Source organism: Sphingomonas sp. PP-F2F-A104-K0414 (assembly GCF_004340945.1).
Lineage (GTDB): Bacteria > Pseudomonadota > Alphaproteobacteria > Sphingomonadales > Sphingomonadaceae > Sphingomonas.
The window spans coordinates 391,769-414,871 of record NZ_SLYD01000005.1; the positions used below are offsets into that span (position 1 = coordinate 391,769).

Genomic DNA, 23,103 nt, shown 5'->3' on the forward strand with positions numbered 1-23,103 from the left:
CTGCAATCATGGGATACGTTGATGGCATTGCCATCACAGGAGACGCGGCATGGCGAGCGTGACGATCCGGAACCTGCCCGACGACGTAGAGCAGGATCTGCGGGAACGGGCCGCGCGCAATGGTCGGTCGCTCGAAGACGAGGCGCGCCGCGCGCTGATCGCGCTGGTCAGGCCCGACGCGTCCGAACCGCGCAAAGGCATGTTCGAGATGCTGTACGAGGCTAGCCGCCCGGGGGTCGACTTGCCGATCCCGCCGCGGAGCCGGGCTCGAGTGCCGACGTTCGACGACGAATGATCCTCGTCGACACCAATGTCTGGAGCGAGGCATTTCGGTCAACACCAGACCCGACCGTGCGCAAATGGGCGCAACACAACGCCGACCGACTGTGGCTATCGACCATCGTAGCCGGCGAGCTGTTGGCAGGCGCCGAATTGATGCCAGTTGGGCGCAAGCGAGCGACGATCGAGCAGGGATATGCGGTGCTCCTGGATACCTACCGTGACCGGATAGCGCCCTTCGACCTTGATGCGGCACGGCATTTTGCGATCGTGCTGGCGCTTCAGGAACGAGCCGGCCGCAATCCGGGTACGGCAGATACGCAGATCGCAGCGACCGCGCTGGCTCGCGGGATGGCGCTCGCAACACGGAACACGAAGCATTTCGACGGCTTGGGACTCGCGCTGATCGATCCGTGGCAGGAAGAATCTCCTGCGGACACGTAAGGCCAGACGAAGTCCCAATCACCGCAGCGACCCGACGAACTTCTCGAACAGATACAGGCTGTCCTGCGGCCCCGGGCTAGCTTCCGGATGATACTGCACGCTGAACGCGTTCCGATCGGTCAGTTCCAGCCCCGCGTTCGACCCATCGAACAGCGACACATGCGTCTCGCGGACGTTCGCCGGCAGGCTGTCGCGCTCGACCGCGAAGCCGTGGTTCATGCTGGTGATCTCAACCGCGCCGTCGGACAGGCGCTTGACCGGGTGGTTGGCGCCGCGGTGGCCCTGGAACATCTTGGTCGTGGTCGCGCCGACCGCGAGGCCGAGCAACTGGTGGCCGAGGCAGATGCCGAACAGCGGCTTGCCCGTCTCCAGCAGCTGGCGGATCACCGGCACGGCGTAGTCGGCGGTCGCGGCGGGATCGCCGGGGCCGTTGGACAGGAAGATGCCGTCGGGGGCGAGCGCCATCACGTCTTCGAAGCTGGCGGTGGCGCTGACGACGGAGACTTTCGCGCCGGCCTCGACGAGGTTGCGGAAGATGTTGCGCTTGCTGCCATAATCGATCGCGACGACATGCGGGCGCGCCTTCTGCTCCCCTCCCGCATCGCGGGAGGGGTTGGGGGAGGGCATGGCCTCAGGCGGGGTCAGCGCTGATTGATCAGCCCCTCCCCCGCCCCCCCCCGCAAGCGGGAGGGGAGCAGAAGCGCCCTCTCCTGCTTGCGCGCTGTCCCCATAGCCGAAGCCCAGCTTCCAGACACCGCCGGGCGCATCCTCACCCCAGCCATAATGCATCTCGGTCGACACGTCCTTGGCGAGGTCCATGCCCTCCAGCCCCGGCCACGCGCGTGCCATCGCCAGCAACGCCGGCACATCGAACTCACCACTCGCCGAATGCGCGATCACGCCATTAGGCGCGCCCGCCACCCGGATCCGCCGCGTCAGCGCACGCGTGTCCACCCCCGACAGGCCGATCCGCGCATGCCGCTTCATCCAGCCGTCGAGACCCTCGACCGCGCGAAAACTCGACGGCTGCGTTACATCCTCGCGGACGATGATGCCGAGCGCGTGCGGGTCGTCCGCCTCGACGTCGTCGGGGTTCGCGCCGACGTTGCCGATGTGTGGAAACGTGAAGCAGATCATCTGCCCGGCGAACGACGGGTCGGTCAGCACCTCCTGATAGCCGGTCATCGCGGTGTGGAAGCACACTTCGCCGACCGCACTGCCCTCTGCGCCGAACCCGCGACCCCAGATCACGTCGCCATTGGCGAGCACGAGGACGCCTGTTGCACCGGCAGGCATGGCTATAGGCTGGGCGTCGGCCATCAGGCTGGGCACTCTCTTTACGTTGACGATGTCGCTAAGTGGTGTCCGCTAAGGCCGGCGTGCCGCAGCGTCAATCTGTTAAACGGACGGCGGACGCGCTATCCCGTCGGGCTATCCCGAACCGCCTGAAAGACCAGTACATGATTCGCGACGACATCAAGGCTGCGCAGCTGACCGCCATGAAGGCCGGCGACAAGCAGAGCCGCAACGCTATCTCGTTGATCCAGGCCGCGATCAAGAACCGCGACATCGAGGCGCGGACCGGCAAGGCGCCCGAGAGCGACGACGCGCTGGTGATCGAAGTTCTGCAAAAGATGGTCAAGCAGCGCCGCGAGTCGATCGAGATGTTCTCGAAGGGCGGCCGCCAGGAGCTCGCCGATGCGGAGACGGCGGAGGTCGCGGTGATCGAACGCTTCCTGCCGCAGCAGATGAGCGAGGCGGAAACATCGGCGGCGATCGAGGCGATCAAGACGGAACTCGGCGCGACCGGCATGAAGGACATGGGCCGCGTGATGGCCGAACTGAAGGCACGCCACGCCAGCGAGCTGGACATGAGCAAGGCGAGCAGCCTGGTAAAGGCGGCACTGTCGTAAATGGATAAGGGCGGCCCCCTTCTTCCTCCCCTCCCGCAAGCGGGAGGGGACCGAGGGGTGGGCCCGCGCCATCGTCTGGACCGACCAACCGAGAGAGCGCGCGACCTCCGCAACGACGCGACGAATGCCGAGCAGATGCTATGGCGGCAACTCAAACGCTCCAGGTTGCAGGACCTGAAGTTCAGCCGCCAGATGCCGATCGCCGGGTATTTCGCCGACTTCGTATGCCGCTCGCACAAGCTGATCGTCGAGCTCGACGGCAGCCAGCATGTCGAAGGCCAACCCCATGACGACGCCCGCACGGTGCAACTCGAAGCCGCGGGCTACCGCGTCGTCCGCTTCTGGAACAACGATCTGACCTCGAACATGCCCGGCGTGCTGGAAACCATTCTGAACGCTGCGATCGGAACCGAGCGCGTGCCCACCCCCCAGCCCCCTCCCGCAAGCGGGCGGGGGGGCTCTGTCGTGCATGGGGCGATCTAGTGGCCCTAACCCCACAATTCCTCGACGAACTCCGCGCCCGCACCTCGCTCTCGGCGCTCATCGGCAAGACCACCAAACTCACAAAGGCCGGGCGCGAGCATAAGGGCTGCTGCCCGTTCCACAACGAGAAGACGCCCTCGTTCTACGTCAACGACGACAAGGGCTTCTACCACTGCTTCGGCTGCTCCGCGCACGGCGACGCGATCAAGTGGATGACCGACCAGCGTGGCCTCCCCTTCATGGACGCGGTGAAGGAACTCGCGCAGGCCGCCGGGATGGACATGCCCGCGATGGACCGCCAGTCCGCCGCCAAGGCCGAACGCGCCAAGGGCCTGCACGAGGTCATGTCCGACGCCGCCGACTGGTTCACCGAGCAACTCAACGGCCTCCCCGGCACCGACGCGCGCGCCCTGCTCGACCGCCGCGGGATCAGGTCCGAGACCGCGCGCGCGTTCGGCATGGGGTTCGCCCCCGACAGCCGCGGCAAGCTCAAGACCGCGCTGAAGGACTACGGCGACCCGATGCTCGTCGAGTCCGGCATGCTCATCTCGGTCGAGGGCAAGGACCCCTACGACCGATTCCGCGGCCGCCTGATGATCCCGATCCGCGACCCCCGCGGTCGGACGATCGCGTTCGGCGGCCGCGTGCTCGACGGTGGCGAGCCGAAATACCTCAACTCCCCGGACACGCCGCTCTTCGACAAGGGCCGCACGCTCTACAATCTCGACAAGGCCGCCCCCGCCTCGCGCAAGTCCGGCCGCGTGCTGGTGGTCGAGGGCTATATGGACGTCATCGCGCTCGCCCAGGCGGGCTTCGGCGAAGCGGTCGCCCCGCTCGGCACGGCGCTGACCGAAGCGCAGCTCGAACGGCTGTGGCGGATGGTCGACGTGCCGTTGCTCTGCTTCGACGGCGACGGTGCCGGCCAGAAGGCGTCGCTCCGGGCCGCCCACCGCGCGCTCCCGCTACTCGCGCCCGGCCGCAGTCTTGCCTTCGTCACGCTCCCGCAAGGTCAGGACCCAGACGACCTCGTCCGCGCCGGCGGCCCCGGGGCGTTCGAGGCGTTGCTCAAAACCCCCGAACAGCTCGTCGACCGGCTCTGGGCGTCCGAAGTCGCCGCGGAGGCGCTCGACACCCCCGAACAGCGCGCCGGCCTCAAGCGCCGCCTCCACGAACTCGCGGAGGGCATCGCCGACCCTTCGGTGAAGCAGCAATATCACGCCGAGTTCAAGAACCGCTTCTACGAGCATTTCAAACCGGTGCGCGCCCCCTTCGTGCCCAGAGGCGAGCGCCCGAAGGGCGGCTGGAAGCCCCCCGCCGCGCCCGTGACCGAAGACGCCAAGGCCTTCCTCGCGACCGGCATCGACCGCGTCTTGGCGAAGGCCGTGCTCGCCGGCCTGATCCGCCACCCGGTCGAGATCGCGCGCCACATGGAGGTGCTCGGCTCCCTCCAAATGATCGACGGCGCGCTCGGGCGATTGTTCGAAGCGGTCGTAGATGTTGCACTTGAGGACCAGAAGCTTGATAGCGGGCGCTTGCTCACCATATTGGCGAGGTCCGGTTTCAATTCAGTCGCGAGTGACCTGTTGAGAGCCGATACGATGCCCTATTCGTTCACGCAGACCACGGCCGATCCAGCCCGCGTCCGTGCCGACCTCGACGAGGCGATCGCGATCATGGTCGCCCGCCCTGAGGTAGACGCGGCACTCAAGCAGGCGACCGCGGCGATGCAGACGCACTTCACCGAAGATGCGTTCGAACGACAAGTGGCTATGGTAAGAGAGAAACAGGCGTTGGAAGTCCGACTTGCAAATCTTGTACAGTCGAACGAAGACGCCCGAGCGTTGGGTACCGAGGGCGATTGATGGCTAAGGCGAACATGGCGGAACCCGCCGAGACGAACGAAACCGGCGATGCGCCGCTGATCGACATGAACGATGCGTCGATCAAGAAGGTCATCGCGCGCGCCAAGAAGCGCGGCTACATCACTTACGAGCAGCTCAACGAAGCGCTGCCGCAGGGCGAGATGTCGTCCGACCAGATCGAGGACATCAGCGCCGCGCTGAGCGAGATGGGCATCAACATCGTCGAGAACGACGAAGCCGGCGAGGACGGCGAGACCGAGCCCGCCAAGGACGACGAGGACGAGCCGGAGGCCGCCGACGCGGATGCCGACACAGGCCCCGCGATCGAAAAGAAGAAAGAGACGATCGATCGCACCGACGATCCGGTCCGCATGTACCTGCGCGAGATGGGCGCGGTCGAGCTGCTCAGCCGCGAGGGCGAGATCGCGATCGCCAAGCGGATCGAGGCGGGTCGCGACACGATGATCCTCGGCCTGTGCGAATCGCCGATCACCTTCAACGCGATCATCGACTGGTCGACCGCGCTGAACGAGGGCACGATGCAGCTGCGCGAGATCATGGATCTCGACGCGATGCTGTCGAAGGACCCCGCCCCCGAAGCGATGGCCGAGGACGGCGAAGCCGACGACGGCGAGATCAGCGAGAAGAACGCCGGCCCTTCGTTCAAGGAAGAGGCCGAGCCCGAAGAGCCGTCCGCCGACGAGGACGAGGACGGCGAACGCCGTGCCCCGCGCGCATCGGACGACGAGGAGGAGGACAACACCCTCAGCCTCGCGCAGATGGAGGAGCAGCTCAAGCCGATCGCGCTCGAGCGGTTCGCCAGCATCACCGCGCTTTACAAGAAGTTCAGCAAGATCCAGCAAGCCCGCGTCGACGCGATGGGCATTGGCGGCGATTTCTCCGCGGCCGACGAGCGGAAATACCAGAAGCTGCGCGAGGAACTCACGGCGGAAGTCGAGAGCGTCCAGTTCCACAACGCCAAGATCGAATATCTGGTCGATCAGCTCTATGCCTATAACCGTCGCCTGACCGCGCTGGGCGGCCAGATGCTGCGCCTCGCTGAGCGCCACAAGGTGCCGCGCAAGGACTTCCTCGATCGCTATATCGGCCACGAGATCGACGAGAACTGGCTGGCGACGGTCAACAAGGTCGACAAGAAGTGGACCGCGTTCGTCGCCAACGAGGGCGAAGCGGTCGAGCGCATCCGTGCAGAGATCGCCGACATCACGCAGCAGACCGGCATGGCGCTCACCGAGTTCCGCCGGATCGTCAACATGGTCCAGAAGGGCGAGCGCGAGGCGCGTATCGCCAAGAAGGAGATGGTCGAGGCGAACCTGCGGCTGGTGATCTCGATCGCCAAGAAATACACGAACCGCGGCCTGCAGTTCCTGGATCTCATCCAGGAGGGCAATATCGGCCTGATGAAGGCGGTCGACAAGTTCGAGTATCGCCGCGGCTACAAGTTCAGCACCTATGCGACGTGGTGGATCCGCCAGGCGATCACCCGCTCGATCGCGGATCAGGCGCGGACCATCCGCATCCCGGTCCACATGATCGAGACGATCAACAAGCTGGTCCGCACCAGCCGCCAGTTCCTCCACGAGCAGGGCCGCGAACCGACCCCGGAGGAGATGGCCGAGCGCCTCTCCATGCCGCTGGAGAAGGTGCGCAAGGTGATGAAGATCGCCAAGGAGCCGATCAGCCTCGAAACGCCGATCGGCGACGAGGAGGATTCGCATCTCGGCGACTTCATCGAGGACAAGAATGCGATCATCCCGGTGGACGCCGCGATCCAGGCGAACTTGAAGGAGACGGTGACGCGGGTGCTCGCGTCTCTTACCCCGCGCGAGGAGCGCGTGTTGCGCATGCGCTTCGGCATCGGCATGAACACCGACCACACGCTCGAGGAAGTCGGCCAGCAGTTCTCGGTCACCCGCGAGCGCATCCGCCAGATCGAGGCGAAGGCGCTGCGGAAGCTGAAGCATCCGTCGCGTAGCCGGAAGATGCGGAGTTTCCTCGACCAGTAAGGTTTGGGATTTTTCCGACTACATGGGAGGGCTGCGGTGATGAACCGCAGCCCTCTTTTGATTCATCGTTTTTTCGCTGCGCGCGCCTTACTAACCTTTGCATCTTTCGTTTTAGCTTTTGAAAGAGCGATCATCTGCGCTTCCTCGATTTTCTGCCGCTCGGCATCGACAATATCTAGAATGTGCTCTGGCAAGAAAATTACCTGAGAACCAAAATTAAGGTCTATCTCCGCTCCATCAAAGCTCGGTTGATTTGATAGCGTACCCCACAAGTACGGACCGTAAACTCCACGAACCTCGACCCACATCCGCTCACTCAAGGTTGTGACGCCCCCGGCGTTTTCCGAATCTTCATTGGCGATCTCAAATCTAAGCTTCACGAAATCGGTTGGAACGACTTTTGATCGCTCTTCTACACTTGGGATCGAGAAGGTATCGGGATGTTGCTCGTTCATCGCAACTCCGCTCACTAAATGCCAACCGTCAAATTCAATCATAGACAGCCGAGCGGACTTCGCTGGCACTGCCGTGTTGGATGTTTTACCAGCATTCTGAGCGAATGCAGGTGGCAATCCAAGCGCTGGAGCAGCAACTGCGGGGACCTTAAAGATAGCCCTTAAGAGCGCTTCTAATTGCCCGTCGATACCCCGGCTGCCGCGCATATCAATTGCAAGAATACCGAGAAAATGCGGAGGGATCGCCAAATCTGGCCCCACCCTCATCTCACCAGCGCGGACTATCGGTATGAACTTTCGACGTTCAACTCCCGTAGCCAAGCTACCCGAGATAATTTGCTGCTCGTACCCAACGCCCCCTGCCCGCGCCGTCGACTTCGATGCATAGTTTGGAGTGCATATCACAAGCGCAAAATCACATGCTTGGATTTGATGCTCCATGAACTCGGTGAGGCTATCACCCGGAACTAGGCTCCACTGGTCGAGGTGGACCTGAACTCCATTAGATACCAGGCGTTCTGCAAGTTCCCTCACCCAGGCTTTGTGCTCGTCGGTATCCCACGAATAAGACATAAAAACGGATGGGGGACCGCTCATTCAAAACACCTATCTTTTTGCCCACGCTTTTTAAGCGTCGTGGTTCAAGTATGCGTGATACGGAATTATTTTCGAATATACCGTGGTATTGCTGTGGCTACGATCAACCAGTTAAGTCGATCACAGTGCGCCCACGTGGGTATCACGGCTAGCTTGACGCATCCAACGGTTCGGTAACATTCCAGAGCCGCTAGGCATCAACCGTCAATTCGTCAGCCAAGAGCAGAGCATTCCTTTTACCTTTTGGCTGACTGAGCAACATCGCGGCACAGCAGATCGTGATCGAATCCCATCAGAAATCACATTAAAGCCCTCAACATGCCCCGCGTGATCCTGTTCAACAAACCGTACGACGTGCTCAGCCAGTTCACCGACGTGAACAGTCCGACCCCGCGCGCGACGCTGTCGCAGTTCGTCGATGTGCCGGGCGTCTATCCGGCGGGGCGACTCGACCGCGATAGCGAAGGGCTGTTGCTGCTGACCGACGACGGTCGCCTCCAGGCGCGGATCGCGGACCCGCGGTTCAAGCTGGCCAAGACCTATCTCGTGCAGGTCGAGGGCGATGCCGGCGAGGACGCGCTCGATCGGTTGCGGGGCGGCGTCCTGCTGAAGGACGGCCCTGCCCGCGCCGACGTCGAGCGGATCGCCCCCCCCGACCTCTGGCCGCGCGTCCCGCCGATCCGGGTCCGCGCGAGCATCCCCGATTGCTGGCTGAAGATAACCATCCGCGAAGGCCGTAACCGGCAAGTCCGCCGCATGACCGCCGCGATCGACCACCCGACGCTGCGGCTGGTCCGGTGGAGCATCGGCGACTGGACGCTGGCGGGCCTGGAGCCCGGCACGTGGCGCGACGCCTGAGACCCGACGCCTGACGGGTGGTCGAGGAGAGCTGGCGGCGGTCTGCGGGCCTCTGAGGCTCGCACGCCCCCCGAAGTACGCCCTCCAGACGGCAGCGTTGGCGATTGCAAGCGGAACGCCTCCCCACCCACGCCGTCATCCTGACGAAAGTCAGGACCCAGAGCCAAGCAGCGCGGTGTTCGTGATCCTGGGTCCTGACTTTCGTCAGGATGACGGAGAAGGGCATGTTCACGCGAAGGCGCTAAGGCGCGAAGAGAAGCAGCCTATTTAGCGCACTTGCCCGGTCTTCTCTTCGCGCCTTAGCGCCTTCGCGTGGATCCATTCCTTGAGCTACGCTCCGTGGCGCAATGTGATCATAAGTCCCGAGGATAGCGTTCCCCGCCCGCGCGGGGAGTGCGTTGCATGACGCGCCGAAATTGCATGGTGGCACTATGAAACTCCCTCCCCTTCAGGGGAGGGTCGGGGTGGGGTATGTCCACGCAAGCGCGCTCAGCATGGCACCGCCCCTCTCACCTCAAACGAGCAGCTATCTCATCCGCCAGCAAGACCTGTTTCCCCGCGAAGGCGGGGACCCAGACTGGGCTCCCGCCTTCGCGGGAGAACAAGGACGCGGAAGTCGGCCTGCGAAGGAACGCGCGCGCCTGTCCGACCCGACAACCACCTCCGACGCCCAGGACGGAGAAATCGCCCAGACACCACGGCCGCCGCTGGCCGACGTGCTAATCCGCTGTCCTACACGCGCCTCGGAGCGCACCCTCAGCGGATGCCCGACCCCGCCCCTATCCCGCCTGCATCACCCTTGGCCCAGAACGCCCCTCTCGGCCCCCATATCGGGCGATGTGCAGAACGCTCTGAGACTGTGAACTTCGTGCACTTCCGCACTGCAGCATCGGCGCAACGCATTGATTTCAGGCGCACAACGAAAAAGGGCGCGGGGACCATCGCCCCCGCGCCCTTCTCCAACTCTAGCGGTCCGATTACTCGGCGGCTGCGGTGCCCTTTGCAGGGCGCATGTCGCGACGCTCGGCGATACGCGCTGCCTTACCGGTGCGGCCACGCAGGTAATACAGCTTGGCGCGACGCACGGCGCCCTTGCGAACGACTTCGATCGAATCGACGTTCGGCGAGTAAAGAGGGAAGACGCGCTCGACGCCCTCGCCGAAGCTCATCTTCCGCACGGTGAAGTTCGAGCCCATGCCCTTGTTCGAGCGCGCGATGCACACGCCCTCGTAGTTCTGAATACGCGTGCGCTCGCCTTCGACGACCTTCACGCCGACCTTCAGCGTGTCGCCGGGGCGGAAATCGGGGATCGTCTTGTTGGCCAGGAACTTCGCGATGTTCTCGGCTTCGATCGTCTGCAACAGGTTCATGTCTCGTCCTCGTGTCGCTGCGCGCCAGAGGGCGACTGGACCCGAACGCCCTCATGGCGCTCCCAAAGGTCCGGTCGCCGTGACCGTGTATCGATCTCCGCGCGGCGTTTGCGCCATGCAGCGATCTTCGCATGATCCCCCGATCGCAGCACCTGCGGGATCGTGCGCCCTTCCCATGATTGAGGTCGGGTATAATGCGGATATTCGAGCAGCCCCGTTTCGAAGCTCTCGTCATCCCCACTAGAAGCCGCGCCCATTACGCCGGGCAGCAGCCGAATGCAAGCATCGAGCAGCACCAGCGCGCCCATCTCGCCCCCCGACAGGATGTAGTCGCCGATCGAGACCTCCTCGATCTCCCGCGCCTCGAACAGCCGTTCGTCGAACCCCTCGAACCGGCCGCAGAGAATCGTGACGCCGGGGCCTTGCGCGAGCGCCCGCACCCGCTCCTGGGTAAGCGGCTTCCCCCGAGGCGTCATCGCCAGCACCGGCCGCCCATCCGCCACGCTGTCGATCGCCGAGGCCACCACGTCGGCGCGCAGTACCATCCCGGCCCCGCCCCCCGCCGGCGTATCGTCCACCGACTTGTGCTTGTCGGTAGCAAAGTCCCGGATCTGCACCGGCGAGCAGGACCACCGCCCCTCCCCCAGTGCCCGCCCCGCAAGCGACGTCCCCAGCGGCCCCGGAAACATCTCGGGATACAGCGTCAATATCGTGGCAGCGAAAGTCACAGCGTCCAATTCTCTATGCGAAGGCCGGGCACGTCGGCGAAGTCGCGCTCGTTGTTGGTGATCACGGTCAGTCCAAGCGACAGTGCGTGCGCAGCGATCAGCCGATCGAAGCTCCCGCGCTTGAAAGGCAATTGTGCATATGTCTTGGCCGACAATTCGTCGAACGGAAGTACCGGCACCCACCGGCTGAACGCATCGACCGTCTGCAAAGGCGGCAGCTTGCCCTGCCAACTGCCGACTGCCAGTTCGGCAAAGACGATGGCCGACATGCCCAGCTCACCCTCGTCGCACCGCTCGACACGTCGCCGTAGCAGAGGGACATTACCACCAAGCAACAGGATGCAGATATTGGTGTCGAGCAGATACTTCACGGCTCGTCGGTCCGCCCCGGCCAGGACGGATCATCCCACGGACGCGGCGAGGGGTCGAAGATCCGGTCTTCGTGGTAGATGAGCTTCAACCCGGGGATCGAGCCGTAGATGCCGGTAAGATCGATCTTCTTGGGCACTGGCGAATAAGGCTCGACGATGAACTTGCCGCTGTCCTCACGCACGGTCATTTCCGCACCCTCCACAATCCCCAGGGCTTTGGGCAAGCGCAACGCGACCGAGTTGCCCGACTTGAAGACCTTCGCACGATATTCCTTGGCCATTGCCGCCTCCGTATGCACACGGCGTATATACGAAACCGGTGCAAGGAACAATTACGCCTGCGAAACGCTCGCGCGGGATGGACGATTGCATCATCATCGGCGCCGGCCCGGCGGGGCTCACCGCGGCGATCTATCTCGCTCGGTTTCATCTTTCGATCCGGTTGTTCGACTGCGGGAGCAGTCGCGCGGCGCTGATACCCTGCACGCATAATCATGCGGGGTATCCGGAAGGCATCCGCGGGACTGACTTGCTCGCGCGGATGCTGGCGCAGGCGGAGAATTATGGCGCGGTCCGCGAGGGTGTGCGGGTAGACGCGATCGAGGTCGACGACGACGGCTTCACCGTACGGCTCGGCGATCGCCGCGCGCGAGCTCGGAGCGTGCTGCTCGCCACCGGAGTCGTGAACAACCGTCCGGACATGCCCGATGCGATCCACGACGAAGCGCTTGAGGCAGGGCTACTCCGTTACTGCCCGATCTGCGACGGCTACGAAGTCACCGACAAGCGCGTCGGCATCATAGGCACCGGCGACCACGGCATGCGCGAGGCCCTGTTCCTGCGCGGCTACACGAAAGACGTGACACTGATCGCGCCCAAGGGTGGCCACGATCTTGATCCGACCTGCGACGCGGCGCTAGACGAAGCCGGGATCGTCAGCGTTGGTGGTCCTTGTGGCAACTACGCGATCGAAGGCGACACGTTAGCGCTGGATACAGTCGAGGGACGATTGTCGTTCGACAGCATCTATCCGGCGCTCGGGTCGGTTATCCGTTCGGAACTGGCCGTCGCCGCAGGCGCGCGCGCATCTGAGGACGGCTGCCTGGAAGTCGACTCGCACCAGCGCACGTCGATCCCCGGCTTGTTCGCGGCGGGCGACGTCGTGAAAGGCCTCGACCAGATCAGCCACGCAATGGGTGAAGCCGGCGTCGCCGCGACAACGATCCGCAACATGCTCGCCGAACAGCGACCACTTCGGCGGTAATCGTCCCGTAATTGTTTCCCCGCGAAGGCGGGGACCCAGACTGGACTCCCGCCTTCGCAGGAGAACAACGCTTACTCGGCGGCGAACGAAGCCTCGACGACGAGACGGTCGGCATCCCATTCAGGAACCGCTTCGGGGCGCATCGGGATCATGAACCGCTTGCCAGGCTTGTCGTCCACAGAAGGACGTTCGATCTCAATCACGTCGCCCGCACCAAAATTATCGATAGCGACAACGTGTCCGATCGCCTCACCATCGGTCGAGACGACATCGAGCCCGATCACATCGGTGTGATAATATTCACCGTCTTCCAGCGGCGGCAGCGAAGACCGCGGCACCGTCAGTTCGGTTCCGCGCATCGCCTCGGCGGCGTTGCGATCGGCGACCTCGGCGAAGCGCGCGATCATGCCGTTGTTGCCATTTCGCGCGGACTTCAGCGACAGCGCGCCGTTATTGAAGCTCTTATAGCTGCCGAAATTCTCGGCGAAGACCTTCAGCCGTACCTCGCCACCGATGCCGTGCGCACCGATGACGACGGCGAGCGTGACATCAGCCTTGCGCGGAGCCTTCATCGCGGCCGGGGGTGTCGTCGGAGCCTTCGGCGGGGTCGTCGGCGGAGACGCCTTGGTTGGTGGCATCTTCGATGTCCTCGGGTGCGGGGGCTGTGCGGGGGTCGGTTTCGGGGGCCATCATACGCTCCTGTTCGGGGTTACCGAAAGTAGAACGCATGAAGTCCGGTTCGGGTGCGGAACGCGTCCGTTACCCTCGTCGTCATCCTGGGCTCGACCCAGGACCCAGGGTCACGAACGTTGCCGCGCTTGGCTCTGGGTCCCAGCGTTCGCTGGGATGACGGAACAAGGGCGGCCGGGATGTCCCGACCGCCCCCGGATCTTACGAAGCGCTCGTTGCGTCTTCGATTTCAGCAGCGGCGACCTGCTCGGTCTCTTCGTTGCTACCGCTGGCAGGTGCAGCCTTCGCAGCGGCCTCAGCCTCGGCAGCTTCAGCCGCCTTGGTCGCACGCTCTTCGGCGCGCTCGGTGGCCTTCTCGCCGGGCTTGCCCTTGTTCGGGTTGTTGCGGGCCGAACGCTCGAGCACGCCAGCCTGGTCGAGGAAGCGCGCGACGCGGTCGGTCGGCTGCGCGCCGACGCTCAGCCAATGCTTCGCGCGGTCGGCGTCGAGCTGAACGCGCTGCTCGTTGTCCTTGGCGAGGAGCGGGTTGTAGTTGCCGATCTTCTCGATGAAGCGGCCGTCACGCGGCGAACGCGCATCGGCAACGACGATCTTGTAGTAAGGACGCTTCTTGGAGCCACCGCGCGCGAGGCGAATGTTGATTGCCATGATATTTTCCTTCGTTTTCTAGATAGCTCCCCCGGCGCGAGCCGAGGTGTCGTGGTTGGATAAGGAGGTTATTTCTTCTTCAGAAAATCGTCGAAACCGGCCGGCATCTGCGGCATCTTGGGGCCACCAAGCCCCGGCAGACCACCGCCACCGCCGGGCAGGCCACCCGCGCCAGCCTTGTTGAGCATGTCGCCCATCTGCGGCCCGCCGATCGCATTGCCGATGCCGCCGAGACCGCCGCCAAGGCCACCCTTGCCGAGCATCGCCATCATGCCCTTCATGCCGCCCATCTTCTTGATCTTCTTCATCGCGGTCGACATTTCGAGGTGCATTTTCAGCAGCTTGTTGACCTCCTGGACGGTCGTCCCGGAGCCCTTGGCGATGCGGATCTTGCGCTTGGCGTTGATCAGTTCGGGCTTGTTGCGCTCCTTGATCGTCATCGAACCGATCATCGCGTCCATGTGCACCAGCACCTTTTCGCCACCGACCGACGCGACCGCACCCTGCGCCTTCTTCATGCCGGGGATCATGCCCGCCAGCGCGCCGAGCCCGCCCATCCGCTGCATCTGCGCCAGCTGGGCGCGCAGGTCGTTCATGTCGAACTGACCCTTGGCCATCTTGGCGGCCATGCGCTCGGCGTCTTCGGCCTGGATCGACTCCGCGGCACGCTCGACCAGGCTGACGACGTCGCCCATGCCGAGGATGCGGCCAGCGACGCGCTCGGGATGGAACGCTTCGAGCGCATCGAGCTTCTCGCCGGTCCCTGCGAACTTGATCGGCTTGCCGGTGACCGCGCGCATCGACAGCGCCGCGCCGCCGCGCGCATCGCCGTCCATGCGGGTAAGCACGATACCCGTCAGCGGTACCTGATCGCTGAAGTTCTGCGCGACGTTGACCGCGTCCTGGCCGGTCAGCGAGTCGACGACCAGCAGGATCTCGGCCGGGTTCGCGACGTCGGCGACCGCCTTCATCTCGTCCATCAGCGCCTGGTCGACATGGAGTCGACCCGCGGTGTCGAGCATCAGGACGTCATAGCCCTGGAGCTTGGCCGCCTGCATCGCGCGACGGACGATATCGACCGGCTGCTGGCCCTGCACGATCGGCAGCGTCGCGACGTCGATCTGCGTGCCGAGCGTCGCCAGCTGCTCCTGCGCGTTCGGGCGATTGACGTCGAGCGACGCCATCAGCACCTTCTTGCGCTCGCGACCGGCCTGGCCGAAATTGGCCTGTCCCGCCGCCAACCGCTTGGCGATCTTGGCGGTGGTGGTCGTCTTGCCCGAGCCCTGGAGGCCGACCATCATGATGACGGCCGGCGGCGTGACGCCCAGCTCCAGCTCGACGGCATCGGAGCCGAGCATCTCGACCAGCGCATCGCTGACGATCTTGACGACCTGCTGCCCCGGCGTGACCGAGCGCAGGACGTTCTGGCCGATCGCCTTCTCGGTCGCCTTCTCGACGAACTCGCGCGCGACGGGCAGCGCGACGTCGGCTTCGAGCAGCGCGACGCGCACTTCGCGCATCGCCGCACGCACGTCCGCTTCGGTCAGCGCACCCCGGCCGCGAAGGCGGTCGAAGACGCCGCCAAGTCGATCGCTCAGGCTTTCGAACATCGAAATACTCCCATACACCGCTACCAAACGCAAAAGCGCCGGCGGGCGAAACCTCGCCGGCCAGCGTGCATCCTTGGATGCTCGTCCAATGCGCCCCGTAACGGAACGTGGGTGGCCACCTACTGGAATGCAGCCGCGGATGCAAGATCGAGTCGTGGAGCGCAATTGTCGAGCGGGCGCACCTCCTTATTCTCCCGGAAGGGCAGAAGCTCAGCCTGAGCTCCTGCCCTTCCGGGAGAACCAATTGATGCAATGTAGATCAACCAGTCGCACCCACGCCACGCCCTGCCCCGAGCCGACGCCGCCTTAACATCTCCTACACCTGTCGCATGCCACACCGGCGACCAATCAACGACCGGACACTCCCATGACCGCAAAGTCGGCGGCGACGCGTGCGCCCCGCAACATCAGTCGGGAATTCATGACCGGCGCCGTGACAGGCGCCGCGATCCTGCTGTTCGTCGGCACCGGCGGCACGGTCCTGGTCAAGGCGCTGGCGAATCTGCGCGGCAGCACCGCCGTGATCGACCGGACACTGATCGCGGCGATGCTGCTGAACGTCGCGCTGATCCTGTTCGGCTGGTTCCGCTACCGTGCGCTCGCCGAGGAACTGAGCGACCTGACCGACGCCGGCCACCGCGCGCAAGCGCTGGCGCAACGCGATCCGCTCACCGGCTTCCTCAATCGCCGCAGCCTGTCCGAAGACGGTGCGACGCTGTTTGCCAGCGCCCGCCGCCGCGGCAAGGCAATGGCCATGCTGACGATCGACGTCGACCATTTCAAGAGCGTCAACGACCTGCACGGCTATGCGGTCGGCGACCTGCTGCTCGCCTATGTCGCGGAGACGATCGCCGCGATCGCACCGAGCACCAGCCTGCTCGCGCGGCTCGGCGAGGACGAATTCGCCTGCGCGTTCGTGTTCGACTCCGCACACAAAAACGTCGCTGACCGGATCGCCGAGCGGATGGTCGCCGGCCTCGCGCTGCCGTTCCGCAGCAATGGCGTCGACATCCATACCGGTGTATCGATCGGCATCGCGCGCTCCGACAGCGACTGCGCATCGATCGACGCGCTACTGCGCAACGCCGATATCGCGCTGCATGCCGCCAAGACCGCTGGGCGCGGCCGCCATGCGTGGTTCGACCGATCGATGGAGCGCTCGCTGCAACTGCGCGGCGAACTCGAGACGGGCTTGCGAAACGCGATCCCGGCGCAGGAGATCGTCCCGTATTTCGAGCAGCAGGTCGACCTGACCACTGGCCGCATCACCGGCTTCGAGGTCCTTGCGCGCTGGGAACATCCGACCAAGGGCATCATCGCGCCCGACGTGTTCATCCCGATCGCAGAGGAGATCGGATTGATTGGCGAACTGTCGTTGTCGATCATGCGCCAGGCGTTCGCTGCCGCGCGCGACTGGGACGCGGGGCTCACGCTGTCGGTCAACGTCTCGCCGCTGCAGTTGCGCGATGCGTGGCTCGCGCAGAAGATCATTAAGACGTTGGTCGAGACGGGGTTCCCCGCGAGCCGGCTCGAGATCGAGATTACCGAGAGCGCATTGTTCGACAATCTCCCGCTCGCACAGTCGATCGTGGGGAGCCTGAAGAACCAGGGCATCCGCCTTGCGCTCGATGATTTCGGGACGGGCTATTCGAGTCTGGCGCATCTGCGGGCGCTGCCGTTCGATCGGATCAAGATCGACAAGAGCTTCGTCACCTCGATCCTGGATAATCCCGAGAGCATGGCGATCGTGAACACCATCGCGCGGCTGGGGGACAGCCTCAACCTGCCGACGACCGCAGAGGGAATCGAGGACGCCGTGATCGAGGAACGCCTGCGCGCCATCGGGTGCGCGAAGGGCCAGGGGTATCTGTACGGGCGGCCGCTCGGCGCGGCACAGGTCCGGCGGTTGCTGGCGGAGAAGCGGCTTTTGGCCCAGCGGCCGGACCGTGATGCGCCGCCGCCGCCGGGGATTGCGCCGCGGCTGGCGGGCTGAGGTTTTGCCAGCCACTCACACAGCCCCACCCCGGCGGAGGCCGGGGCCCAGTTGGAAAGGCTGCAGTAACGACGGACCGTCCCTCACCACCATCGTCTCCCAACTGGGCCCCGGCCTCCGCCGGGGTGGTGTGCGGTGTATAAGGCAGCCCCATAAGTTCTCGTTCTCCCGCGAAAGCAGTAGCCCAGAATCCAGCAGTGCTTCGATCGGTACCCTGGGCTCCTGCGTTCGCAGGAGAACAGGACGTCGGATGCGTCACTACCACGATGCAAAGCGTGGACTTCGCCCCCCACCCCTCCTAAATCGCGCTCCATGCCATCTGCCCCGCAGCCAGAGGTCATCAGCCTCGGCTGCCGCCTCAACATCGCCGAAAGCGAGACCATCCGCGCGCTCGTCGCCGGGCGGGACATGGTCGTGGTCAACAGCTGCGCGGTCACCAACGCCGCCGTGAAGGCGACGCGGGTCGCGATCCGCCGCGCGAAACGCGACCGGCCCGAGGCTCAGATCGTCGTCACCGGATGCGCCGCGCAGATCGATCCGGCGAGCTTTGCGGCGATGCCCGAAGTCGACCGCGTCGTCGGTAATGCCGACAAGCTGACGTATTCAGCTTGGAAGGCTGATGTAAAAGTCGTCGTCTCCGACATCATGCAGGTCCGCGAGACCGCGCCGCACCTCGCCGCCAGCTTCTCCGCCCACGCGCGGGCGTTCGTCGAGGTCCAGAACGGCTGCGACCACCGCTGCACCTTCTGTGCGATCCCGTTCGGTCGCGGGCCGAGCCGCTCGGTCCCCGCGGGCGCGGTCGTCGAGCGGATCGCCGGGCTCGTCGACGCCGGCCACCGTGAGATCGTCCTTACCGGCGTCGATCTGACCAGCTACGGCCCCGACCTTCCCGGCGCACCGACGCTCGGCCACCTAGTCGAACGCATCCTACACCACGTGCCGAAGCTCGAACGCCTGCGTCTCTCCTCGCTCGACGGCATCGAGATCGACGACCGTCTCTTCGATCTGCTCACCACCGAGCGTCGGATCATGCCGCACGTCCATCTCTCGCTCCAGGCGGGCGACGACATGATCCTCAAGCGGATGAAGCGCCGCCATTCGCGCGCGGAAAGCGTCGCGCTGGTCGAGCGCCTCAAGACCGCGCGCTCCGACATCGCGATCGGCGCAGACCTGATCGCCGGCTTCCCGACCGAGGACGCGGCGATGTTCGCCAACACGCTCGCGCTGATCGACGACTGCCACATCGTCCATCCGCACATCTTCCCCTATTCGCCGCGCGCCGGCACTCCCGCCGCGCGCATGCCGCAAGTCGAGCCAAAAGTCCGTCGCCACCGCGCCGCCCTCCTGCGCGCGGCTGGCGAGACAACTCGCGCGCGATGGCTGCAAACCTTGGTCGGCACATCGCAGGACGTACTCGTCGAACGCCCGGGCGACCGCGGCCATATCGGCAATTTCGCCGAAGTCGCACTGGACGAACCCGCCATACCCGGCGACATCGTCCGCATCACGATCACCGGCGCCACGTCCGACCGCCTCAGCGCAACACGAGAACCATCATGAGCACCACCCCAACCTGGCACGACAAGCTGATCGGCGGCTTCAAGCGCACCTCCGACCGGCTCGTCGGCAACCTCGCCGGCCTCGGCGGCGCGCGGCTCGACAACGCGACGCTCGACGATATCGAGGAGGCGCTGATCGCGTCGGACCTTGGCCCCGAGACCGCCGGCCGCATCCGCCACCGCCTCGCCGAGGGCAGCTTCGAGCGCAACATGGAGGAACTCGGCATCCGCGTTATCGTCGCGGAAGAGGTCGAAAAGGTGCTCGCCACGGTCGCCAAGCCGATCGAGATCGACGCCTTCCCGCGGCCGCAGGTGATCCTCGTCATCGGCGTCAACGGTTCGGGCAAGACCACCACCATCGCCAAGCTCGCGCATCTGCTGATGGAGCAGGATTACGGCGTGATGCTGGCCGCCGGCGACACCTTCCGCGCCGCCGCGATCGGTCAGCTCCGGACTTGGGCCGAGCGCGTCGGCGTGCCAATCGTGACCGGTCCCGAGGGCGGCGATGCGGCGGGCGTCGTGTGGGACGCGGTCAAGAAGGCGACCGAGACCGGCATCGACGTGCTGATCGTCGACACCGCCGGTCGCCTCCAGAACAAGCGCGAGCTGATGGACGAGCTGGCGAAGATCCGCCGCGTGCTGGGCCGGATCAACCCTGAGAGCCCGCACGACATCGTCCTCGTCCTCGACGCGACCACCGGCCAGAACGCACTCCAGCAGATCGAGGTCTTCAAGGAGGTTGCAGGCGTCACCGGCCTCGTGATGACCAAGCTCGACGGTACCGCGCGCGGCGGCGTGCTGGTGGCGGCGGCGGAGAAATACGGCCTGCCGATCCATGCGATCGGGATCGGCGAGGGGATGACGGATCTGCGCCCCTTCGATGCGAACGAGGTCAGCCGGATTATCGCAGGTGTGGAGAGCGTTCGAAAGTAACACCTGCCCCGCGCCCCCCGTTCGTCCTGAGCGAAGTCGAAGGACTAGTCAGCTTGTGGCAATGTCCTTCGACTACGCTCAGGACGAACGGCATTTTACCGTGATTTCTGGATAATATAGTGACCAAGCCCCCGCTCTCCCCCGGCCTCCGCATGGCCATCGACTACGGCCCGCTCGCGATCTTCTTCGCGGTGAACTTCCTCACCCCAGGCCTGCCGATCGCGCGCGTGATCGCAGCCACCACCGCGTTCATCATCGCCACCATCGCCGCGATGATCGTGTCGAAGGTGAAGGCGGGGCATATCTCGCCAATGCTGTGGCTGTCGGGTGCGTTGATCGTCGTGTTCGGCGGACTGACGATCTATTTCCACGACCAGCGCTTCATCCAGATGAAGCCGACGATCATCTACGCGATGTTCGCCGCGATCCTGCTGTTCGGGCTACTCACCGGGCGCCCGCTGCTCCAATCGTTGCTTGAAAGCGCGTATCCCGGCCTCACCGCCGAGGGCTGGCACAAGCTGACGCGCAACTGGGTCGTGTTCTTCATTTTCATGGCGCTGCTGAACGAATTCGTCTGGCGCTACACGCTGGCCGCGTGGGGCAAGGACGCCGGGTGGAATTTCTGGGTCGGCTTCAAGCTGTGGGGCGCGATCCCGCTCACGTTGCTGTTCGCGTTCGCCAATATTCCGATGCTGTTGAAGCATGGATTGCAAACGGGCGACAAGGCCGTGACCGACCTGCCGCCCGAAGGGTAATCTCACTATCCGTCATCCCGACTCGGACACGTCATCCCAGCGAACGCTGGGATCTCCCGGTTCTAGCCGAGACGACTGCCAACCGGGATACCCCAGCTTTCGCTGGGGTGACGGTGGTTATTGAGGTCGGGGTTGTTCGAATTGGGCTCAGCCCGCGAGCTTCGCGTAGCGCTCGCCAACGACGTCCCAGTTCACGATGTCCCACCAGGCCTTCAGATAGCCCGGGCGATCGTTCTTGTACGTCAGATAATAGGCATGCTCCCAGACGTCGTTGCCCAGCAGCGGCGTGCCCGGCTCCTTAGCGTCGTCCATCAGCGGGTTGTCCTGGTTCGGCGTGCTCGTCACCTTCAGCTTGCCGCTCGCGTCCGCGATCAACCATGCCCAGCCCGAGCCGAACTGCCCCGCACCCTTGGTGTTGAACTCTTCCTTCAGCTTGTCGAGGCTGCCGAAGTCGCGATCGATCGCCTCGGCGAGCTTGCCCGACGGGGCCTGGCCGTTCTTGGCCGCCATCGTCTTCCAGAAGAAGTCGTGGTTCCAGAAGCCACCGCCATTGTTGCGGACCAGCGGCGGCTGCGACGAGATCATGCCGAGGATGTCCTCGATCGATTTGCCCTGCAGCGCGGAGTCCTTCTCGACACCTTCGTTCAACTTCGCGGTGTACGCGGCATGATGCTTGTCGTGATGAAACTTCATCGTCTCCTGGTCGATCACCGGCTCAAGCGCATCATAGGCATAGGGCAGCGGTGGGAGTTCGAAAGCCATCAGGATTCTCCTTCGTGAATAGGGTCGGACGTCAAACGCCCGCACGCCCCAAATGGTCCCCACAAAGTCGTTACGCAAGCGTAGCGCGCGCCATGCGCACCCTGAGTTTGCGCCATCCTATCGCAGTCGAGGATTGGCTCCGATCGCATAATGGATCGGTTTGAACGTGCCGCCGTTCGAATCCGGTGCGGAACACGCCGTTAGGCCAATTACGAGATCCATCGCCGCGCGGAAGACGATCTGGTCGCCCGCCTTGCTGATCGGCGGCAGGACACTGAGCTTGCCCGTATCTGCGTCGATCGGCACGTTCATGAAACAGTTGAACGCCGTCGGAATCCGATCGGGGACCACGCCATAAGGCTCAAGCGCCGCCGCGAGATTGCCGAAACACCCCCGATGCGGAGTCAGCGTCGGATAGAAATGATGAAACGTGTCGTACGAGCACGGCGTCAGCAAAAAGTCGTGCCGGCCGACGTCATCCGCGACGATCTCCAGCATCGGCTGCGACCGGTTCGAATAGAGAATGTGACCCGTCGTAAGGTAGATCGTCTCGGCATAGTCAAGCGTCCGCCCCGAGGAGATGACCTCGTCGAGATCGTCGGCGTTGAACGCGAGCAGATCGGCAACCTGCTCGCCACGGGGGTCGATCACGGTCAGCGTCTCGCCCCGCGCGAGACGAAACGCGGTGCCGCCGCGCTCCGGAATCTCGACCACGGCTAGCGCGTCTGTTACGCCCGTCATGACGATGCACCCTGATAGGAAAACGGGCAGCGCCAGACCTCGTCGACCGAGCGCCCGCTATACTGCCGAGCCTCGCTCATTTCGCCGTGACGCGTCAGCATGGGATTGCGCGACCCTGCGATAGCCTCGTCACGCACCATGATCTTTTCGCGCATCGTTTCGTAACGGCCTTGCGCACGCAGGAGCGTGAACTGGTCATGCAGATTGAAGACCATCGTCGGGCGCGCGAACTGTCGCGCGGGCCGGCTGGCATTGGGATGCAGGCCAACCACGAAGAACGCTTCGCCACCGAAGCTTAGCGAGAAATGCGGGCTGTCCGGATCGGCACTCACGCGCTCGTCGTAATCCTGTCCGCGCCAGACATCCTTATCGGATAGCGACTGGATACGGTTCCAGAGATGCCGCTCGAAGGTCGGCTCGTCGAACGTCACCGGCTCGTCGAACACGACGGCAAAGCTCCGGAACAGCGCCGGATCTGCGCGGTATGCGGCTGCGAAGGTCAAAAGACCGTCATGGATACGAACGTCGTCCCACGCGGAATCGATCCTATTGCAAGACAGCACTTCCAACGTGCCTTTTGCCACCGCGGCTTTTGCGCCGACACACGGGAAGGTCGCTTCCGCTATGTGATCGCGGAGCAGCGCGACGTGCGTGTCCTGATCCTTGTGGCGCCAGGGAAATAATGATGACTGCTGGATTTCCATAGGAGCAAGGACGCTTTCCGACGCTACCCGTTCCTTGCATTGCCGTGGGTTAAGGCG

General features: G+C 64.3%; 25 protein-coding genes. 12 read left to right on the top strand and 13 right to left on the bottom strand.

All coding sequences use genetic code 11. From position 1 onward, the window contains the following. Positions 1–49: 49 nt before the first annotated feature. Both C8J46_RS14320 and C8J46_RS14325 read left to right on the top strand, forming a co-directional pair. Positions 50–295: a plasmid stabilization protein gene (locus tag C8J46_RS14320; RefSeq protein WP_132740443.1), complete on the top strand. Its 246-nt coding sequence runs from the start codon at positions 50–52 to the stop codon at positions 293–295. Beyond that, positions 292–723, top strand: a complete 432-nt coding sequence (locus tag C8J46_RS14325; RefSeq protein ID WP_132740446.1) for a type II toxin-antitoxin system VapC family toxin — start codon at positions 292–294, stop codon at positions 721–723. The genes C8J46_RS14320 and C8J46_RS14325 overlap by 4 nt, the downstream gene beginning before the upstream one ends. An 18-nt stretch (positions 724–741) precedes the next feature. Here C8J46_RS14325 and carA read toward each other — a convergent pair whose 3' ends face one another. Next, positions 742–2,043 (bottom strand): glutamine-hydrolyzing carbamoyl-phosphate synthase small subunit, encoded by a 1,302-nt coding sequence (carA, locus tag C8J46_RS14330; protein WP_132740449.1) that lies wholly within the window; start codon positions 2,041–2,043, stop codon positions 742–744. 140 nt (positions 2,044–2,183) lie between these two features. On the opposite strand from carA, the gene C8J46_RS14335 reads away from it, so the two are divergent. The 4 genes from C8J46_RS14335 to rpoD are packed head-to-tail and all read left to right on the top strand — an operon-like array spanning position 2,184 to position 7,008. Next, entirely contained in the window at positions 2,184–2,636 is a 453-nt protein-coding gene (locus C8J46_RS14335; protein ID WP_132740452.1) for a GatB/YqeY domain-containing protein, read from the top strand. A gap of 57 nt (positions 2,637–2,693) precedes the next feature. Continuing rightward, positions 2,694–3,119, top strand: coding sequence for a DUF559 domain-containing protein (locus tag C8J46_RS14340; RefSeq protein WP_243643404.1), 426 nt, complete (start codon positions 2,694–2,696; stop codon positions 3,117–3,119). Then, positions 3,119–4,981: a DNA primase gene (gene dnaG, locus C8J46_RS14345; protein ID WP_132740458.1), complete on the top strand. Its 1,863-nt coding sequence runs from the start codon at positions 3,119–3,121 to the stop codon at positions 4,979–4,981. Before C8J46_RS14340 ends, dnaG begins: the two co-directional genes overlap by 1 nt. Continuing rightward, positions 4,981–7,008 carry an RNA polymerase sigma factor RpoD gene (gene rpoD, locus C8J46_RS14350; RefSeq protein ID WP_120299182.1) on the top strand — a complete coding sequence of 676 codons (2,028 nt, stop codon included), beginning with the start codon at positions 4,981–4,983 and terminating at the stop codon, positions 7,006–7,008. The genes dnaG and rpoD overlap by 1 nt, the downstream gene beginning before the upstream one ends. A gap of 62 nt (positions 7,009–7,070) precedes the next feature. On the opposite strand, the gene C8J46_RS14355 is transcribed toward rpoD, so the two are convergent. Further along, positions 7,071–8,060, bottom strand: coding sequence for a toll/interleukin-1 receptor domain-containing protein (locus tag C8J46_RS14355; RefSeq protein WP_132740461.1), 990 nt, complete (start codon positions 8,058–8,060; stop codon positions 7,071–7,073). Positions 8,061–8,378: 318 nt separating this feature from the next. Here C8J46_RS14355 and C8J46_RS14360 point away from each other — a divergent pair, with 318 nt between their 5' ends. Continuing rightward, positions 8,379–8,918 (top strand): pseudouridine synthase, encoded by a 540-nt coding sequence (locus C8J46_RS14360; protein ID WP_132740464.1) that lies wholly within the window; start codon positions 8,379–8,381, stop codon positions 8,916–8,918. Positions 8,919–9,895: 977 nt separating this feature from the next. Here C8J46_RS14360 and rplS read toward each other — a convergent pair. From rplS to C8J46_RS14380, 4 genes are read right to left on the bottom strand one after another with little or no spacing between them, the layout of a single operon-like run. Then, a complete protein-coding gene (gene rplS, locus C8J46_RS14365) occupies positions 9,896–10,288 on the bottom strand; it encodes a 50S ribosomal protein L19 (RefSeq protein WP_031395442.1) in 393 nt (130 codons plus the stop codon). Beyond that, the gene (trmD, locus tag C8J46_RS14370; protein ID WP_132740467.1) at positions 10,285–11,016 is read right to left on the bottom strand and encodes a tRNA (guanosine(37)-N1)-methyltransferase TrmD; all 732 of its coding nucleotides are present in this window, start codon (positions 11,014–11,016) and stop codon (positions 10,285–10,287) included. The genes rplS and trmD overlap by 4 nt, the downstream gene beginning before the upstream one ends. Next, positions 11,013–11,387, bottom strand: a complete 375-nt coding sequence (locus C8J46_RS14375) for a type II toxin-antitoxin system VapC family toxin (RefSeq protein ID WP_132740470.1) — start codon at positions 11,385–11,387, stop codon at positions 11,013–11,015. The genes trmD and C8J46_RS14375 overlap by 4 nt, the downstream gene beginning before the upstream one ends. Next, on the bottom strand, positions 11,384–11,668 hold the full coding sequence (locus C8J46_RS14380) for an AbrB/MazE/SpoVT family DNA-binding domain-containing protein (protein WP_132740473.1): 285 nt from the start codon (positions 11,666–11,668) through the stop codon (positions 11,384–11,386). Before C8J46_RS14380 ends, C8J46_RS14375 begins: the two co-directional genes overlap by 4 nt. A 77-nt stretch (positions 11,669–11,745) precedes the next feature. Between C8J46_RS14380 and C8J46_RS14385 the strand changes: the two genes are divergently transcribed. Continuing rightward, a complete protein-coding gene (locus C8J46_RS14385; RefSeq protein WP_132740873.1) occupies positions 11,746–12,651 on the top strand; it encodes an NAD(P)/FAD-dependent oxidoreductase in 906 nt (301 codons plus the stop codon). Positions 12,652–12,722: 71 nt separating this feature from the next. On the opposite strand, the gene rimM is transcribed toward C8J46_RS14385, so the two are convergent. From rimM to ffh, 4 genes are all read right to left on the bottom strand, one after another. Further along, positions 12,723–13,223, bottom strand: a complete 501-nt coding sequence (rimM, locus tag C8J46_RS14390; protein WP_132740476.1) for a ribosome maturation factor RimM — start codon at positions 13,221–13,223, stop codon at positions 12,723–12,725. Then, positions 13,201–13,380, bottom strand: coding sequence for a hypothetical protein (locus C8J46_RS14395; RefSeq protein WP_132740479.1), 180 nt, complete (start codon positions 13,378–13,380; stop codon positions 13,201–13,203). Before C8J46_RS14395 ends, rimM begins: the two co-directional genes overlap by 23 nt. A gap of 162 nt (positions 13,381–13,542) precedes the next feature. Then, positions 13,543–13,989 carry a 30S ribosomal protein S16 gene (gene rpsP, locus C8J46_RS14400; protein ID WP_056486332.1) on the bottom strand — a complete coding sequence of 149 codons (447 nt, stop codon included), beginning with the start codon at positions 13,987–13,989 and terminating at the stop codon, positions 13,543–13,545. Positions 13,990–14,057: 68 nt separating this feature from the next. Further along, complete coding sequence (gene ffh / locus C8J46_RS14405; protein WP_132740481.1) at positions 14,058–15,599, bottom strand: signal recognition particle protein; 1,542 nt, start codon at positions 15,597–15,599, stop codon at positions 14,058–14,060. Positions 15,600–15,966: 367 nt separating this feature from the next. Here ffh and C8J46_RS14410 point away from each other — a divergent pair, with 367 nt between their 5' ends. The 4 genes from C8J46_RS14410 to ispZ all read left to right on the top strand — a co-directional run bounded on the left by C8J46_RS14410 (position 15,967) and on the right by ispZ (position 20,839). Then, on the top strand, positions 15,967–17,592 hold the full coding sequence (locus tag C8J46_RS14410) for an EAL domain-containing protein (protein ID WP_243643405.1): 1,626 nt from the start codon (positions 15,967–15,969) through the stop codon (positions 17,590–17,592). 312 nt (positions 17,593–17,904) lie between these two features. After that, the gene (gene mtaB, locus C8J46_RS14415; RefSeq protein ID WP_132740484.1) at positions 17,905–19,152 is read left to right on the top strand and encodes a tRNA (N(6)-L-threonylcarbamoyladenosine(37)-C(2))-methylthiotransferase MtaB; all 1,248 of its coding nucleotides are present in this window, start codon (positions 17,905–17,907) and stop codon (positions 19,150–19,152) included. Further along, positions 19,149–20,084, top strand: a complete 936-nt coding sequence (gene ftsY, locus C8J46_RS14420; RefSeq protein WP_132740487.1) for a signal recognition particle-docking protein FtsY — start codon at positions 19,149–19,151, stop codon at positions 20,082–20,084. Before mtaB ends, ftsY begins: the two co-directional genes overlap by 4 nt. Positions 20,085–20,236: 152 nt before the next feature. Then, on the top strand, positions 20,237–20,839 hold the full coding sequence (ispZ, locus tag C8J46_RS14425) for a septation protein IspZ (protein ID WP_132740879.1): 603 nt from the start codon (positions 20,237–20,239) through the stop codon (positions 20,837–20,839). A 147-nt stretch (positions 20,840–20,986) separates the two neighbouring features. On the opposite strand, the gene C8J46_RS14430 is transcribed toward ispZ, so the two are convergent. From C8J46_RS14430 to gntA, 3 genes are all read right to left on the bottom strand, one after another. Continuing rightward, a complete protein-coding gene (locus C8J46_RS14430; RefSeq protein WP_132740490.1) occupies positions 20,987–21,601 on the bottom strand; it encodes a superoxide dismutase in 615 nt (204 codons plus the stop codon). A gap of 117 nt (positions 21,602–21,718) precedes the next feature. Beyond that, positions 21,719–22,342 (bottom strand): urea carboxylase-associated family protein, encoded by a 624-nt coding sequence (locus C8J46_RS14435; protein WP_132740493.1) that lies wholly within the window; start codon positions 22,340–22,342, stop codon positions 21,719–21,721. Further along, complete coding sequence (gene gntA / locus C8J46_RS14440) at positions 22,339–23,046, bottom strand: guanitoxin biosynthesis heme-dependent pre-guanitoxin N-hydroxylase GntA (RefSeq protein WP_132740496.1); 708 nt, start codon at positions 23,044–23,046, stop codon at positions 22,339–22,341. The genes C8J46_RS14435 and gntA overlap by 4 nt, the downstream gene beginning before the upstream one ends. Between the last annotated feature and the right edge of the window lie 57 nt (positions 23,047–23,103).

What these genes read in the sequence shown, in the direction of transcription:
- C8J46_RS14320 (WP_132740443.1), top strand. Translation starts at nt 50, where the DNA reads ATGGCGAGCGTGACGATCCGGAACCTGCCCGACGACGTAGAGCAGGAT.
- C8J46_RS14325 (WP_132740446.1), top strand. Translation starts at nt 292, where the DNA reads ATGATCCTCGTCGACACCAATGTCTGGAGCGAGGCATTTCGGTCAACA.
- carA (WP_132740449.1), bottom strand. Translation starts at nt 2,043, where the DNA reads ATGGCCGACGCCCAGCCTATAGCCATGCCTGCCGGTGCAACAGGCGTC.
- C8J46_RS14335 (WP_132740452.1), top strand. Translation starts at nt 2,184, where the DNA reads ATGATTCGCGACGACATCAAGGCTGCGCAGCTGACCGCCATGAAGGCC.
- rpoD (WP_120299182.1), top strand. Translation starts at nt 4,981, where the DNA reads ATGGCTAAGGCGAACATGGCGGAACCCGCCGAGACGAACGAAACCGGC.
- C8J46_RS14355 (WP_132740461.1), bottom strand. Translation starts at nt 8,060, where the DNA reads ATGAGCGGTCCCCCATCCGTTTTTATGTCTTATTCGTGGGATACCGAC.
- C8J46_RS14360 (WP_132740464.1), top strand. Translation starts at nt 8,379, where the DNA reads ATGCCCCGCGTGATCCTGTTCAACAAACCGTACGACGTGCTCAGCCAG.
- rplS (WP_031395442.1), bottom strand. Translation starts at nt 10,288, where the DNA reads ATGAACCTGTTGCAGACGATCGAAGCCGAGAACATCGCGAAGTTCCTG.
- C8J46_RS14380 (WP_132740473.1), bottom strand. Translation starts at nt 11,668, where the DNA reads ATGGCCAAGGAATATCGTGCGAAGGTCTTCAAGTCGGGCAACTCGGTC.
- C8J46_RS14385 (WP_132740873.1), top strand. Translation starts at nt 11,746, where the DNA reads ATGGACGATTGCATCATCATCGGCGCCGGCCCGGCGGGGCTCACCGCG.
- rimM (WP_132740476.1), bottom strand. Translation starts at nt 13,223, where the DNA reads ATGAAGGCTCCGCGCAAGGCTGATGTCACGCTCGCCGTCGTCATCGGT.
- C8J46_RS14395 (WP_132740479.1), bottom strand. Translation starts at nt 13,380, where the DNA reads ATGCGTTCTACTTTCGGTAACCCCGAACAGGAGCGTATGATGGCCCCC.
- rpsP (WP_056486332.1), bottom strand. Translation starts at nt 13,989, where the DNA reads ATGGCAATCAACATTCGCCTCGCGCGCGGTGGCTCCAAGAAGCGTCCT.
- ffh (WP_132740481.1), bottom strand. Translation starts at nt 15,599, where the DNA reads ATGTTCGAAAGCCTGAGCGATCGACTTGGCGGCGTCTTCGACCGCCTT.
- C8J46_RS14410 (WP_243643405.1), top strand. Translation starts at nt 15,967, where the DNA reads ATGACCGCAAAGTCGGCGGCGACGCGTGCGCCCCGCAACATCAGTCGG.
- mtaB (WP_132740484.1), top strand. Translation starts at nt 17,905, where the DNA reads ATGCCATCTGCCCCGCAGCCAGAGGTCATCAGCCTCGGCTGCCGCCTC.
- ftsY (WP_132740487.1), top strand. Translation starts at nt 19,149, where the DNA reads ATGAGCACCACCCCAACCTGGCACGACAAGCTGATCGGCGGCTTCAAG.
- ispZ (WP_132740879.1), top strand. Translation starts at nt 20,237, where the DNA reads ATGGCCATCGACTACGGCCCGCTCGCGATCTTCTTCGCGGTGAACTTC.
- C8J46_RS14430 (WP_132740490.1), bottom strand. Translation starts at nt 21,601, where the DNA reads ATGGCTTTCGAACTCCCACCGCTGCCCTATGCCTATGATGCGCTTGAG.
- C8J46_RS14435 (WP_132740493.1), bottom strand. Translation starts at nt 22,342, where the DNA reads ATGACGGGCGTAACAGACGCGCTAGCCGTGGTCGAGATTCCGGAGCGC.
- gntA (WP_132740496.1), bottom strand. Translation starts at nt 23,046, where the DNA reads ATGGAAATCCAGCAGTCATCATTATTTCCCTGGCGCCACAAGGATCAG.